Source organism: Streptomyces sp. NPDC006798, assembly GCF_040635975.1.
Lineage (GTDB): Bacteria > Actinomycetota > Actinomycetes > Streptomycetales > Streptomycetaceae > Streptomyces.
In genome coordinates, this window is record NZ_JBEYIS010000032.1 from 60,135 (window position 1) to 73,516 (window position 13,382).

Here is a 13,382-nt window from a genome sequence, read left to right on the forward strand (position 1 = left end):
CATCGGATAACCCGCTTTTCCGGCGGAAAGTCGTCGATGACGAGATGAATCCCTACGTACCACCGCCCCGCCTCTCCTTCCCGGGCGGGCGCCCGACCCTGCTGCGCGCCATGTCCCGGCTGCCGGCGCCGCGCGCGGGCCGGGTCGTCCCCGACGGCAAGGAGGTGCACCGGACGCCCGCCCGGGAACTCGCCCGGGTCCTGGGCCTGCTGCCCCAGTCGCCCACCGCGCCCGAGGGCATCACGGTGGCCGGTCTCGTCGGCCGGGGCCGCCATCCGCACCAGGGGATGTTCTCCCGCTGGACCGCCGAGGACGACGAGGCCGTCGCGACGGCCCTGGAGGCGACGGACACCACGGCGCTCGCCGACCGGAGCGTCGACGAACTCTCCGGCGGCCGGCGGCAGCGGGTCTGGATCGCGATGGCGCCGGCCCAGCGGACGGACGTCCTGCTGCTCGACGAGCCGACGACGCTCCTGGACGCCGGCCATCAGATCGAGGTACCGGATCTGCTGACGGATCTGAATCTGGCCCGCGGCACCACGATCGTCATGGTGCCGCACGATCTCAATCTCGCCGCCCGGTACGCGGACCACATCGTGGCTCTGGCCGACGGCCGTCCGCACGCGGCCGGGCCGCCCCGGGACGTGCTGACGGAGGAACCCGTCCGGGCGGTGTTCGGGCTGGCGAGCCGGATCATCGAGGACCCCCTGTCGGGACGGCCGCTGATGCCGCCCATCGGACGGCACAACGTCACCCGGGCGAAGGACGGAGCCTCGGTACGGAAGCCCGTGCCCCCGGCCGCCGACCCGGCGGCGCCGTCCACCGCGCCCACGGCCCCCGGGGCCGCGTCCTCCGCCGCGTCCGGCTGACCGGCGCCGCGCCGTCCGGTGCCGACCGCGTACACCTGTTCCCGGGGATCGTGGCACGATGTGGCCACGGGGCCGTGGGGGGTCCCGTACGGGGAACGGGGGTTGATCCGCCATGGGGTACACGGTTCCCGCGGGTGTGGACACGGCGCCGGACAAGGAGCGAGAGCGGCAGATGCCCATTTCGAGAACGGCCGGCGGGCCGGGCCGGGGACTCCTCCCGGCCGCGGCCGTCGGCGACGGCACAGGCGTGACCGGCCACCGCGCGGGCCCGGCCCCGTACCCGGGGGGCCGTCGTGTCTGATCTCGTCCCCGGAGTGGCGGCGTCCCTGCTGGTCGGCGGGAAGATCTTCAGCCAGACGAACCTGGTCGGCGACGGGGAGCCCCGGCTCCACCCGGCCGTCCGGGACTTCTTCGCCGCCCTGCCCGTCGGACTGCGCGAGCCCTTCATCGGCTACTGCGCCGAATCGGCCCTGGTCTCCGACCAGTTGTGGGGCCTCGACCGGGCCCGGACCGACGGCGGTACGACCACTCTCGCCGAGGCCGCCCCGCACTTCGCCGGTGCGGCGCTGGTCGCCCGTAAGATCCGCGCCGACGGCGATCCCGAGCACGGTACCCCGGCCCCGGTCTGCCGCTCCTGCGGGGCGCTGCTGGACCGGCTCGGTATCGACGTCGTCGCATGACCGCCGGTACGGAGAGCCTGACCGCCGCCGGGTGGTTCGAGGGCCGGGACGTCGGCGTCGAGGCCCAGTTGGCGGCGTTGAAGGCGGTGACGCTGGCGGAGCCGGTGGTCGGCGGCGCGGTCTGGGAGATGTTCCCCGCCGCGGACCGGGCGCTGCGCGAGTTCCACGGGCTGCGGCTGGCCCCGGCCGGACCGGGCCTCGACGTCGCCGCCACGGGCTGTGTGGTGGACCCGGTGGCGGCCCGGCACGCGCTGCGGCCGTTCGCCCGGCTCGGCCGGGCCACCGGCGCGCGGCTCTTCCCCTTCGGCCGGACGGACGCCGACGCGCCGCTCGCGGTCGACGAGGAGGGGCGGCTGTTCGCCGTCGACCACGGGGGCCGCTGGCAGCTCGGCGAGACCGTACGGGAGGGGCTGACCGCCCTGGCCGAGGGCCGGGCGCCGCACCGGGTGGCCGCCCGCAGCTGGACCTGGGACGCGCCGTCGGAGCCGGGGGTGACCCCGCTGCTCAACGCGGTACGCGCGGCGCTGGTCGCGGTCTACGTACTCCATCACCGGGACGTGTTCAGCGCCCGTGAGCTGCGGCTCACCGTCACCCCGCTGCGGGGCGTCGGGGCCCCCGTGATCGACGGGCGGGGCGTACCGCTGCCCGGCGGCTCCCTGACCGAGAGCGCGGAGCCGGTCGCGGCGGCGATGGCGGAGCTGATCGGCGCGACGGGCACCACGGCGACCGGGGCCGAACTGCGGGTGATCGTGCCCGCGCCCGGGGACAGCCGCGCCCCGCGGTCTTCGGTGGTGGCCACGGTCCGTACCGGGCACGCGGCGGCGGCCCCGGGGGCGGTCGAACTGTCCCTCGCGGCGGGCGCGGGCGCGTCCGTCGGCGGGGCCCGTACCGCCGTACTCGGCTGTGCCGACGATCTGACCCGGTACGCGGGCCCCGTCTCCGGCTGACCCTCCGGCCCGGGGCCGTCCCGCTCCGGGCCGACCCCCGCGACGGCGCGCGAGGGGCTGCTGATCCGCAGCGCCGCCAGTGGTGCGGACCATTGCCATCGCTTGGGCATACGCCGGGGCACGTTCGGCACGCCCCCGGGCACACTGACCGCATCCGGGGTCCGGGCCGTTCGGGGGGCGGCCGACGCCCCGTCCGGCGCGACTCCCGCACCGTCGAACGGCCCGGTCCGGCCGGTCGGACGGCGCCCCGGACGGTCTTTCGGTACGTCCCTCCACGGTCCCGCCCCGATGGCGCGCGCCCGCGCGCGCCGGCCCCGAACGCACCCAGTAGGCACATCCATTGAAGGAGAGCCATGTCCTCACGGAAGTACCTGTCCGCGCTCGGTGCCGGAGCGATGCTGCTCGGCGGTCCGAGCGCCGTCGGCGCCCCCGCCGCGTCGGCGGCCCCGGCCGCCGCCCCGGCGTCACCTCCGCCGGTCGTCCGCCCGCTGATCAGCTGCACCCCGGAGAACGTCGACGGCTACACGGGCCGCACCTCGTGCACCAACCTGGGGACGGTCTCGGCCTACCGCGTCCGGGTCACCTGCCGCCGGACCAACGGCACGCTCTTCACCGTCTACGGGGTGTGGAGGGTGGCCGGTTACTCGGTGGCGACCTGCTCGACCACCGGGGCGGCGACGGTCTGGAGCGTCGGTACGGACTACTGAGTCGGGCGGTACGCCGCTCCCCCCTCACGCGCCGCGACCGCGGGCCGGGTCCGCCCGGCCCGCGGCCCCTGCGGCCGGTCACCGGGGGCGGTCGTCGGACCGGTCTCCTGAGGCGATCGGCCCGCCCGTTCCGGTGACGGCCTCCCGCCGCCAGGCCTCACAACCCCGCCACCGACTTGGCGAGCACTCCGCCCGGCGCGCCGTAGACACCGCGGCGAATCGAACGCTCAGCCCTGCGGCGCGGCCCGAACCCCACGATGAACGACAAAGCGAAGAGGCCACCGAGGACCATCGCCGCGAGCGGGTCGCAGACGAGGTGAGCGAAGCAGGCGATACCGGTCCGGACGAGGATCGGCAGGAGCGAGCCGCGCAGCACGGCCCCGAACCGGATCCGTTCCGGCCCCGAAGGCAGTACGCGGTCATGCCAGACCTCGGTGTGGTTCCCGGTCGGACCGTGCTCGGGTCGCATGACGCCGTCGCACCACCGACAGCGGGGAACGTGCACGGCGATCCGGGAGAAACGGGTTGGCCGCTCGGGGCGCCCCGGGCGGCGGGGCGTCCGATTCCGCCCAGGCTCCCCCGGTTCCCGGCGCGTCCCGCCCCGTCCCGTTGATTCCCGGCCCGGGGAATTCCGCCGGCCCGCCGCGCCGAATTCTCCCTACGGCCCTTCCGGTCATACGAAAGGCCCCCTCGCGGAGGGGGCCTTCGCATGCTCAGGACGTTACGGCGATTCGAGGGCCGTCAGCACCACGGGGTGTCCGGGAGTACGTGGTCCGGATAGTCGACGTAGTAACTGGCCATCCAGCCGCTGAAACTGGGCCTGATGACATAGACCCAGTAAGGGTTGCCGCCCACGGTCTGGCTGCCGCGCTTTTGACAGTACGCCTCGAACGGCTGGCCCGGGCTGACCCGGCCGCGGACGTTCGGGCAGTTCGCGACCGACGGCGAGTTGTTGCAGCGCGCGTAGTCGGCGTTGTTGTGGCGGACGTTCACATTGGTCGCCCAGGTCGTGAACGTGCGCTCGACACCGTCGCCCGCGGTGCGCACCACGGGACGGCCATCCGGCGAGACGGCGTCCGTGGCGCCCGCGGGGGCGGTCGCGGTCAGTCCGGTCCCGAGTGCCAGAACCGCGGCGACGAGCATTGATCCGATTTTCATGAAATCCCCCGTCCGACCGGTGGCGTCTCCACCGCAACCGGACGGTCCCATAGTCCACGCCGGAGAACGGGGCGATGAAGGGACAACTCGGCCAAGGAATTACTCCGGTGAATTCCATGGGAATACAAGTGCAGTTGTTCGAAAGAGGTGCGATGAATCGAATCTGCGCATTCGATGCGAACCGACGATATGACCGGCGGGGCGGTGTACGCGCCCCGGCCCTGCGGCCCTTCCCCGGCCCGTCGTCCCGCGTGTCCCGGGCGCCCCGTCCGTCCCGGCGGCGCGGGACCGGGCCCGGCGGAGCGATGGCCGAAATCCATCCGGCCCGTCGGATGCCACCCCATGAGGGGCGTAACTGCCGCCAAGGGGATAATGCCCAGGTGAGCAGCGCCGTTCCCCTTCCGTCCGAGCAGATACCCGAGGACGCCGCAGCATGGCGCTCGGCCGATGCCGGGAGGTGGTCGGCGGCCGGTCCCGGCCAGTGGGCCCATCCGCTGCTCTCGGTCCTCGTCCTCGTCGCGGCCCTGGTGTGGTCGGTCGCGAGCACCCCCGACGAGCCCTGTACGGCGGCCCGGCCCTGCGACACCTCCTGGGACGAGCTGACCGCCTTCGCGCTGGCCCTGCTCGCCGCGTTCTGGATCGTGCGCGCGCCCCGGATCGCTCTGGCACCGACCGCCGGATTCACGTTCTGGAGCGCGGCGGCGGCCCTCGGTCTGTTCCCGCCGGCGCCGCAGCCGTTCCGGGTCGCGCCGGACGCGGCGGCGGCCGCGTATCTCGCCCCCGCCGCCGCGGCCTTCGTGACGGCGGCGCTGACGGCCCGGATCGTCGCCGACCGCCGTCGGCGGGCCGTCGTGGAGGCCGCCGCGGGGCCGGGCCGCCACCGGCTCCCGCCGGACGTCCCCGACCCCCGGCGCGGGCTGCTGCGCTCGGCGCTCGCCCCCGTACTGCTCGCCGCCACCGCCTTCGCGCTCTGGCAGTCGTCCCAGGCGGTCGACGCCTACGAGCGGCGGGCCGCGACGGCGACCCGGGTGACCGCCGAGGTCGCCGCGGCCGACGCCGACCCGGACGATCTCGGCCGGCTGACGGCGGTGGGCCCAGACGGCCGCCGGTACGCCCTGGACACCGTCTTCCCCGAGTACTACCCGGTCGGTTCCGAGGTGGAGCTGGTCGTGGACGGCGACTGGGTCCGGCTGGTCTCCGAGCCGTACGACCTCTTCGACTGGGAGCTGACGGCCCTGCTGACCGTACTGCCGGGGCTGGCCCTGCTGACCGAGGGGCTGACCGGTCTGCGGCGGTTCCACCGGCGGCGGCGGGACGCGTTCCCCGTCCTGCGGGTGCACGTCAGGCCCGACCGGGACGGCCGCCGGATCCGGGTCTTCGCGGCCGACGACCCGGCCGCCGCCCGGCCGCTGTTCCTGCTCCGCCCCGGGCGGCTGGAGTCCTTCGGAAGCGGTGGACGGCGGCTCACCGAGGGACCGGCCTGGGAGGTCCGTGAGGGTGTCCTGTACGGCGTACCGCTGCCCGGCGCCGATACGGCCCTGGTGGCGACGGGCGCGTCGGGCGTCTTCTCGACGGCCCCCGCCGGTCCGTCGGCGTACGGCCCGGGCCGGACCCGGGAGCGGACCCGGGAGCGGGCCCGCCGCAACCGGCACACCGGACGCCCGGTGGCCGAGGTCGCCGCGGAGCTGGCCGCCGGACCCGTTCCGCCCGCCGAGCCCCGGATCTGGACCGCCGACCCGGTCTCCCGGGTGGTGGGCGGGTTCTTCCTGCTGATCTGCTCGGTGGGTTCCGTGCCCCGGCTCGGCTCGGAGGTGTCCCTCTCCTGGGTTCTGGCACTGCTCGCCTTCCCGGTCTTCGCCACGCTCGCGGCGACCGCGCTCAACTGGCGGATCTCGGCGGGCCGTACCGGTGTCCGGCTGGCCGGGGCCTGGCGGGTCCGCCACGTCCCCTGGGACGAGATCACCGGGATCCGGCACGTCGACGACAGCGTCTACGTCGAGCGCACCGCGGGCGGCGAACTCCGGCTCGGCCCGGTGGGGTTCCGGCCGGTCCAGAAACGCCTGGGCACCCCGTCGTCGGCCCACCGCGCGGCGGACGAGCTGCGGGCCCTGTGGCACCGGCCCGAGCTCCGTCCCGTACGCGACCCCGACGGCGACGGTCTCCGTCTGGGCCCGCCGCTCGTCCTCATCGGCGCGGCCGTGATCGTCGCCCTCCGCCTGCTCTGACGCCGGGCCCGGCCGCCGGGCTTGACCTTCCAGCAGCTCGAAGATCCACCATCGTCGTCATGACCGACAACGACCCCATGACACATCCCCGCACCTCCACGGGCACGGACGCCGACGGGGCACTGATGAGCATCGGCGCCTTCGGCCGCCGGGTGGGCCTGGCGCCCAGTGCCCTCCGGTTCTACGACGACTGCGGGGTGCTGCGGCCCGCGGCCGTGGACGAGTCCACCGGCTATCGGCGCTACTCGCCCCGGCAGGAGTCCCGGGCCGTACTCGTCCGCCGGCTGCGGACCGCCGGACTGCCCCTCACCGACGCCCTGGTGGTCCTGGACGGCGACGATCCGGCGGCGGCCCGGAACGTACTGGAGGAGCACGCCGGGCGGGCCGCCCGCACCGCCGCGGCGGCCCGGGAGGCGGTCGGCGGCATCCTGCGGGAGCTGCCGGGCGCGGTACCCGGCCCCGGGGTCCGGGCGACCGTCGGCGGCGCCGAGTTCGCGGGCGCCCTGCGCCAGGTGGCACCCGCGGTCGCCACCGGGGCACACGGCGAGGAGTTCCCGGTCCTCGGCCGGATCCTGCTCGAACTGACCGGGTCCGAACTGCGGGTCGTCGCCACCGACCGCTACCGGATGGCGATCCGCACCCTGCGGACGCTCGGCGGAGCCGGAGAGCCCGACGGCACCGGCGGCACGCCCGTACGGCTGACCCTCGACGGCGGGCGGGCGAAGGAGATCGCCGCCTGGGCCCTGCGGCTGCCGGAGATCACGGTCACACCGGAGACCGGGCTCTTCGGCGGGGACCGGGTTCTGCCGCTCCGCCAGGACCCGGACGGCGAGTACCCCGACTACCGGGCGGTCCTGGCCGCGCTCCCGCCCGTACGGCACCGGATCATCGCCGACCGCGACGCGCTGCGGACCGCCCTCACCGACCGCGACACGATGGGCCACGTCGTGCTGCGCGCCGAGGGCGAGCGGCTGCTGCTCGGCCACCGGCCGGCCGACGGCCCCCACCCCGGAGGCGGCGCGGAAGTCCCCGGCGGTACGGGCGACACATCCGCGTCACCGGAAGGGACCGCGCCCGACGGCCCGGCCGGGTCCGAGGTCGCGGCCGTGCACACGGGCCCGCCGCTGGCGGTCGCCTTCGACCCGGAGGTCCTGCTGCCCGCGGTGGCCGCCGGAGTCGGCCCCGACGTACTGCTGGAGATCTCGGCGGCCGACGGCCCGGTCGTGGTCCGCTCCGCCGACCAGGGCGACTTCACGACCCTGGTGATGCCCGTCCGGCTGTCCGGCCCGGCGGACGACAGTTGAGCGGCACCGAAACCGGCACCGGCCCCGGCACCGGCACCGGCACCGGTTTCGTTTCGTTTCGTTTCGTTTCGGATACCGGTGCCGGGGCCGCCCGGCGGTGGTCAGCTCCCCGCCGGGTACTTCCGCAGCACCTTCCCGCGGGCGTCCGTGAGCAGATAACCCGTCTCCTGGTAGTCGTTCATCAGATAAACGCCCAGTCCGGGCGGGGTATCGAAGACCTTGTTCGCCGGTTTCACCAGCAGATAGCGGCCGGTGACGTCCTTCACCCTCAGCTCCTTCTCGGCCGTCCTGAAGAGGCCCGGTACGGCGTCCCAGTCGAAGCGGCTCAGCTCGACCGGCCGGTTGCCGCTGTTCTCGCTGCCCCGCAGGGCGCCCTTCTTCAGACCGCGTTCGTCATAGGTGAAGGAGTCGTAGCGGGTCTCGCTGCCTCCGACCGCGACCCGGAAGAACACGTACTGGGGATAGACGGTCATACCGAACACCCGGTCGTGGCCCGTCTCGTCGCGCAGCGCCGCGACCGCCGCGCGTATCCGCGCGGGGGTGAGATACGACGACGTCTTCTCGCCGGAGTCCCGGTCCGAGGACGAGCCGCCGGTCTGCCCGGTCGCCTCGCCCGGGGCGGAGGAGCCCGGGGAGACGGTCCCGGAGGATTTCGCGGCGGGCCGGCCGGCCGCGCCGTCCCCATCGCCGTCCTCGGGCAGGACCGACCACACCACGGTGGCCGTCACGGCCGCGCTGAGCAGGACGGCTCCGATCGCCAGCCGGGTCCGCAGCCAGGACGGCCGGGGAAGGACCCGGGCCGCTCCACCGTCCGCCGCGCCCCGGCCGGACACGGGCACGGTGCCGGTGGTTACGCCGGCGGCTATCGGCTCCGGGGCGGTACCGGGCGCCGCCGCGCGGCCGGGTGTCTCCGGCCCCGCGCCCGGCGCGGGCGTCGGCGGGGCGAGCGGATACGAGGTCGCGTCCCCCGTCCCGTACTGCCCCGCCCCGGTCCCGGCGGTGGCGTCCGTACCGGTGTACCCGGCGGGCGCCGCCGGGACCGTCCCGGCGGCCGGACCCCCGGCACCGGCCTCGGCCGCCTCCGCGAGCATCCGGTCGAGGGCCGCCCGGTCGGGCCGGTCGTCCGGCTCCTTCACCAGCACGGCCGTCAGCACACCGGTGAGCGGCCCGGCCCGCTCGGGCGGCGGTACGGACTCGTTGAGTACGGCGGCGAGGGTCGCCAGCGTCGTGCCCCGGCGCAGCGGATGGCGGCCCTCCACGGCGACGTAGAGCATCATCGCCAGCGACCACAGGTCCGACGCGGGTCCGCCCCGCTCGCCGGTGATGCGTTCCGGTGCCATGTAGTCGGGGGTGCCGATGATGGAGCCGGTGGCGGTGAGGACCGTCGACTCGCGGATGGCGGCGATCCCGAAGTCGGTGAGGACCGGGCGTCCGTCGGGCCGCAGCAGCACATTGGCGGGTTTGACGTCGCGGTGCTGGATGCCCGCCGCGTGGGCGGCGCCCAGGGCCGCCAGCACCTCCCGGCCGAGCCGGGCGGCCTCCGCCGGGTCCATCGGGCCCCGGGCCAGCCGGTCGGCCAGCGACCCGCCGGTGACCAGCTCCATCACCAGCCAGGGGTAGGTGTCCTCGCCGCCGCCGTCAACGATGTGGTGGATGGTGACCACATTGGGGTGGTCGACCCGGGCGAGGGCCCGGGCCTCCCGCAGTACCCGGGCCCGTAGCGCGCGGGCGGCGTCCGGGTCGTACTCGGCGAGCGCCGGATCGGGCGGCCTGACCTCCTTCAGGGCCACGGCCCGGTCGAGCAGCAGATCGCGGGCGCGCCATACCGTGCCCATTCCGCCGCCGCCGAGCCGTGCCTCCAGGGCGAACCGGCCGTCGACGACCCGGGCGCCGGGGGCGCCCGGCCGACCCGAACCGCCCGGCCCGCCGGGCCCGTTGCCACCCCCGGTGCCGGGGGCCGGTCCGCCGCCGGTTCTGTCATGGGTTCCGTGGTCGGCGGCGTCGTTCGCGCCGCCCTGTCCGCCGCTCATGGCGGGGAGCATACGAGAACCTTCCGACAGCCCGGGGCGGACCGGCGTCGCGGTCGGCGCGAACGGGCCCGCCGGTCAGGGCTCGAAGTGCGCCAGGGCGGTGTCGAGCACCTGCCGCTCCAGTGGGCTCTGTTCGGCGGAGGCGCAGGTCAGTACGGCGTAGATGGTGTAGTCGGTGGCGGTGAAGACCCGTTCGACGCACTCCCGTACGCCGCCCGTCTCGGCGCTGTCGTACGCGTAGACGAGTTCGGCGGCGTCGCCGGACGGGTTCTCCGGGCCGCCGGTGACCGGGCCGACACTGCGCGCCTTGTAGTCGGCGGCCCGGCCGGCCAGGTCCTTGTTGGCGTAGTCGACGGCGTCGGCCGGGGTGTAGCCGGGTTCGGTGATCTCGAAGATCTGGACCAGGGCGGTGCCGTCGGGCGAGGTGTAGAAGACGCTCGCGCCGACCGTCGAGCGCGACCAGTCCTCGGGCACGGCGAGGGTGAAGCCCTCGGGGTCGGTGGTGACCCGGTAGCCGTCGGGGGCGGTCGTGGTGTCGGTCGACGCGCTGTCGGACGAGGACGGACCGGCCGAGGGCTCGTCGGACGGGAAGGCCGGATCGTCGCTCGCCGAAGCCGGATCCGACGCCGATGCCGACGGGGCCGGGGCGCTCTCGCCGGACGAGGCGGCGGCCGAGGCGGACGAGCCCGCGGTCGGTTTCCCGTCCTCGTCACCGGGTCCCACGGTGAACCAGAGGGTGGCCGCGATCCCCACGGCGGCCAGGGCGGCGGCGACGATCGCCACGACCGGAGCGCGCCGTCCCGGGTCGGGGGGTTCGCCGTCGTCGGCTTCCCCGCCGCCGATCCGGATCGAGGGCTCGGTGTCCGGCGCCGGGAGAACGGGCGGGAACTCGGGGGGCGGGGGCGGCGGGCCCGCCGTGCCCCCGCCACCGGCCGCGGGACCGTCGCCGTCCCCGGCTTCGTACCGCCGGAACGAAGCCGGTTCGGGGCCGGGCTCCCAGCGCTGGCTGTCCGGGTTCCAATGGCTCTCACCGGCCATCTCAGCCTCCGACGAGAGCGGTTACCAGTTGGGCCACGGCGACCCCGGAGCCGAGGGCGCCGACCCATTCACCGGCCGCGGCCAGCGATGTCCGGAGCCGTTCGAGCCGGGCGGGCCCGGCCGCGCCCGCCGAGCTGATCTCCGCCTCGGCCTCGACGAGTTCGGCGTCGAGCACCTCGATCGCCGGGGTGGGCACCAGCCGTTCCAGATCGGCGCGGAGGGTGCGGACCGCTTCCAGCAGTTCGAGCTGGACGGGGTCGCCGCCCGGGGCCGTGGGGTTGTTGACGGTGGACGCCCTGGCGTGGCTGCCGAAGGCGAAGGCGCTGTTGTTCGCCGAGCCGATGTGGACGGGCGGTACCGGGTCGGCGGCGCCGCCGCGGGCGTCGCGCTCCGGGTCCCCGCCGTGGTCAGTCGTCCTTGTCGCCATGCTCTGCCCCCTTGTTGAAGTTGGCGACTTTCGCCGTGCTGTTCTCGCCGAATCCGAAGGCGCTGTTGTTGGCGCTGTCGATGTAGACGCCTCCGCTGACATTGATGATCTTCTGTTCGAACTCCTCGGTCTGCCAGCCCGCGTCGTACAGGGAGTACTTGACGCCCTCGGTGACCCGGTCCTGGATGCTGCGCAGATAGCGCACCACGTCCATCTGCTGGAACAGGGATCCGCCGTCCTCGGCGCCCCGTTCGCGGACGGCGACGGCGGGCCCCTCGGGCAGGGCATCGGCATAGCCGCCGGTGTATCCGTCCCAGCTCTCGACGGCCGTCCGGTAGACGGTCCCCACACTCGACGTGAGGCTCGCGGGGGTACGGGCCACCGCCCAGGCGATCTTGCCGAGCACCCCGCCCGCCGCATAGCGGTGGGCGTCGCGCTCCGCGTCGCGGAAGGCGGATCGCACCGGCTGGAGCACATGCGGCGCGAACTCCAGCATCAGCATGCCGCCCTGGGTGTGCACCCGGACGAAAACGGTGACGACGATGTCCTCGTGCCAGCCGCCGACCCTGATCCGCAGGAAGTGCCGCCGGGCCTCGCCGCCCTCCTCGACGGCGTCGCGGTGATGCTTCTCGATGCCTTCGGGGTCGTAGGGCGCGCTTCCCCGGGCGGTGATCCCGTCGGCGGGCAGGAAGACGACCTCGTCGGTACGGAGCTCCCGGAGCCGGTCGCGTACCGCGTCGGCCGCGTCGGGCGAGTCATGGGGCGCGGGCACGGTCAACGCCTCGACCAGCGGCCGGACCCGTTCGATGACGGTGCGGTTGTCCAGTGTGCTGGGTTCGCGCCCCTTGCGGGGCCGGAGTTCCACCGTGGTGGTCCACGGCTGGAACGCCTCGCCCGCGCCCCGGAACGGGCTCTCCATGTGGTACATGACCAGCGGCGCGTGCTGTTCCTCGCGGATCACCGCCATCCGCAGCCGCTGTCCGGTGGAGGCGGACCGCTCGGCCGGGTCGTCGGCGGTGTGCGGAAAGCGGGCGGCCGAAAGCGTACCGATCAGCAGCTGGGCCACCTGGGCGCGGCGCAGTCCGACCAGGAAGACCAGGCCCGCGTAGAGGAAGACGGCCAGCAGGGCGTAGCCGTGGGGGCGTGCGGTGATGTCGAAGAAGGAGAACAGGTCGCCCAGCGACGTGGTGCCGCCCTCACTGACCACCGACTCGTCGGCGTTGTCGTCGGCGAAGAATCCGCCGATCCCCCGGACCAGCAGCCACAGCAGCAGGAAGGCCAGGATCAGCCGGGCCGACCAGCGCAGCAGGGAGAGCAGGGCCCGGCCCGCCGCCGGGGTCTTCCGGCCGGTGGAGTCCATCCGGGCGACCAGGGCGAGGATCAGGCTGGGGATCATCAGTACGAGGAATTGGCCGCCGGTCAGCGGGATCGCGACCACCCAGAGGGCGAGGATGCCGATGGACCAGGCGAGTTCGCGCCGGCGGGCGTGATGGGCGTGGGCGAGGATCCGGGCCGCGTCGATACCGAAGGAGGGGGCGGTGAAGCGCTCCTGGTGGACGCCCAACTCCTCGATGACCTCGGAGCGGAAGCGGTCGTCGGTCTGGACTCCGGTGCAGAGGTAGCGGCAGGCGTCGCTGGCCTCGGGGGCGACGGGTTCGCGTAATCGGTTCCCGCCCCGCTTCCCGGGCTCCGCACCTGCTGGGCCGGGCACCGCGATAACGGTCACAGTCGGCTCCGTTCTGGGTGGAGGTGCAGGATCGTATGACACGCACAACGCGTCAGGGGGGCCGTTGGACACTTTCGGCGGGGCGGACCCGGCCCACCTGCGGGGACGTCGTTCGCCCGCTGGGGCCGGGGTCCTTTTGTCGTATGGGTGGCGGCGCTTTCCGTCGTACGACGGCCGGAGCCGGGCCGTCCGCCCCGTCGAAGAGGTGGACGGCCCGGCTCCGTTGCGGCGGATCCCCTTGCCGGGGGATCCACCGGTACGTTCCCGAAGG

General features: G+C 74.6%; 12 protein-coding genes. 6 read left to right on the forward strand and 6 right to left on the reverse strand.

Going from position 1 to position 13,382, the window contains the following annotated elements; all coding sequences use genetic code 11:
• The first annotated feature begins 44 nt into the window (after nt 1-44).
• The 4 genes from ABZ714_RS21925 (at nt 45) to ABZ714_RS21940 (ending at nt 3,203) form a co-directional block, all read left to right on the forward strand.
• Complete coding sequence (locus ABZ714_RS21925) at nt 45-869, forward strand: ABC transporter ATP-binding protein (protein WP_358826965.1); 825 nt, start codon at nt 45-47, stop codon at nt 867-869.
• A 293-nt stretch (nt 870-1,162) separates the two neighbouring features.
• A complete protein-coding gene (locus ABZ714_RS21930; protein WP_358826966.1) occupies nt 1,163-1,549 on the forward strand; it encodes a YwqJ-related putative deaminase in 387 nt (128 codons plus the stop codon).
• Nucleotides 1,546-2,496, forward strand: coding sequence for an SUKH-3 domain-containing protein (locus ABZ714_RS21935; protein ID WP_358826967.1), 951 nt, complete (start codon nt 1,546-1,548; stop codon nt 2,494-2,496). The genes ABZ714_RS21930 and ABZ714_RS21935 overlap by 4 nt, the downstream gene beginning before the upstream one ends.
• 353 nt (nt 2,497-2,849) lie before the next feature.
• Entirely contained in the window at nt 2,850-3,203 is a 354-nt protein-coding gene (locus ABZ714_RS21940; protein ID WP_358826968.1) for a hypothetical protein, read from the forward strand.
• Nucleotides 3,204-3,360: 157 nt separating this feature from the next.
• Here ABZ714_RS21940 and ABZ714_RS21945 read toward each other — a convergent pair whose 3' ends face one another.
• Together ABZ714_RS21945 and ABZ714_RS21950 are read right to left on the reverse strand one after the other, a co-directional pair.
• A complete protein-coding gene (locus tag ABZ714_RS21945) occupies nt 3,361-3,672 on the reverse strand; it encodes a hypothetical protein (protein ID WP_358826969.1) in 312 nt (103 codons plus the stop codon).
• Between the two features lie 272 nt (nt 3,673-3,944).
• Nucleotides 3,945-4,346, reverse strand: a complete 402-nt coding sequence (locus ABZ714_RS21950) for a hypothetical protein (protein ID WP_358826970.1) — start codon at nt 4,344-4,346, stop codon at nt 3,945-3,947.
• 395 nt (nt 4,347-4,741) lie between these two features.
• Here ABZ714_RS21950 and ABZ714_RS21955 point away from each other — a divergent pair, with 395 nt between their 5' ends.
• Nucleotides 4,742-6,586 (forward strand): hypothetical protein, encoded by a 1,845-nt coding sequence (locus ABZ714_RS21955; RefSeq protein ID WP_358826971.1) that lies wholly within the window; start codon nt 4,742-4,744, stop codon nt 6,584-6,586.
• Nucleotides 6,587-6,645: 59 nt separating this feature from the next.
• The gene (locus tag ABZ714_RS21960; protein ID WP_358826972.1) at nt 6,646-7,890 is read left to right on the forward strand and encodes a MerR family transcriptional regulator; all 1,245 of its coding nucleotides are present in this window, start codon (nt 6,646-6,648) and stop codon (nt 7,888-7,890) included.
• A 101-nt stretch (nt 7,891-7,991) separates the two neighbouring features.
• On the opposite strand, the gene ABZ714_RS21965 is transcribed toward ABZ714_RS21960, so the two are convergent.
• From ABZ714_RS21965 to ABZ714_RS21980, 4 genes are all read right to left on the reverse strand, one after another.
• A complete protein-coding gene (locus tag ABZ714_RS21965) occupies nt 7,992-9,920 on the reverse strand; it encodes a serine/threonine-protein kinase (protein WP_358826973.1) in 1,929 nt (642 codons plus the stop codon).
• A 75-nt stretch (nt 9,921-9,995) separates the two neighbouring features.
• The gene (locus ABZ714_RS21970) at nt 9,996-10,958 is read right to left on the reverse strand and encodes a hypothetical protein (RefSeq protein WP_358826974.1); all 963 of its coding nucleotides are present in this window, start codon (nt 10,956-10,958) and stop codon (nt 9,996-9,998) included.
• Nucleotide 10,959: 1 nt separating this feature from the next.
• Complete coding sequence (locus ABZ714_RS21975) at nt 10,960-11,385, reverse strand: hypothetical protein (RefSeq protein ID WP_358826975.1); 426 nt, start codon at nt 11,383-11,385, stop codon at nt 10,960-10,962.
• The gene (locus tag ABZ714_RS21980) at nt 11,366-13,111 is read right to left on the reverse strand and encodes a hypothetical protein (protein WP_358826976.1); all 1,746 of its coding nucleotides are present in this window, start codon (nt 13,109-13,111) and stop codon (nt 11,366-11,368) included. The genes ABZ714_RS21975 and ABZ714_RS21980 overlap by 20 nt, the downstream gene beginning before the upstream one ends.
• Nucleotides 13,112-13,382 lie beyond the last annotated feature (271 nt).

Bases quoted from the DNA above. Each gene is read 5' to 3' on its own strand.
- ABZ714_RS21975 (WP_358826975.1), bottom strand. From the start codon at position 11,385: ATGGCGACAAGGACGACTGACCACGGCGGGGACCCGGAGCGCGACGCC.
- ABZ714_RS21960 (WP_358826972.1), top strand. From the start codon at position 6,646: ATGACCGACAACGACCCCATGACACATCCCCGCACCTCCACGGGCACG.
- ABZ714_RS21970 (WP_358826974.1), bottom strand. From the start codon at position 10,958: ATGGCCGGTGAGAGCCATTGGAACCCGGACAGCCAGCGCTGGGAGCCC.
- ABZ714_RS21950 (WP_358826970.1), bottom strand. From the start codon at position 4,346: ATGCTCGTCGCCGCGGTTCTGGCACTCGGGACCGGACTGACCGCGACC.
- ABZ714_RS21940 (WP_358826968.1), top strand. From the start codon at position 2,850: ATGTCCTCACGGAAGTACCTGTCCGCGCTCGGTGCCGGAGCGATGCTG.
- ABZ714_RS21935 (WP_358826967.1), top strand. From the start codon at position 1,546: ATGACCGCCGGTACGGAGAGCCTGACCGCCGCCGGGTGGTTCGAGGGC.
- ABZ714_RS21945 (WP_358826969.1), bottom strand. From the start codon at position 3,672: ATGCGACCCGAGCACGGTCCGACCGGGAACCACACCGAGGTCTGGCAT.
- ABZ714_RS21965 (WP_358826973.1), bottom strand. From the start codon at position 9,920: ATGAGCGGCGGACAGGGCGGCGCGAACGACGCCGCCGACCACGGAACC.
- ABZ714_RS21925 (WP_358826965.1), top strand. From the start codon at position 45: ATGAATCCCTACGTACCACCGCCCCGCCTCTCCTTCCCGGGCGGGCGC.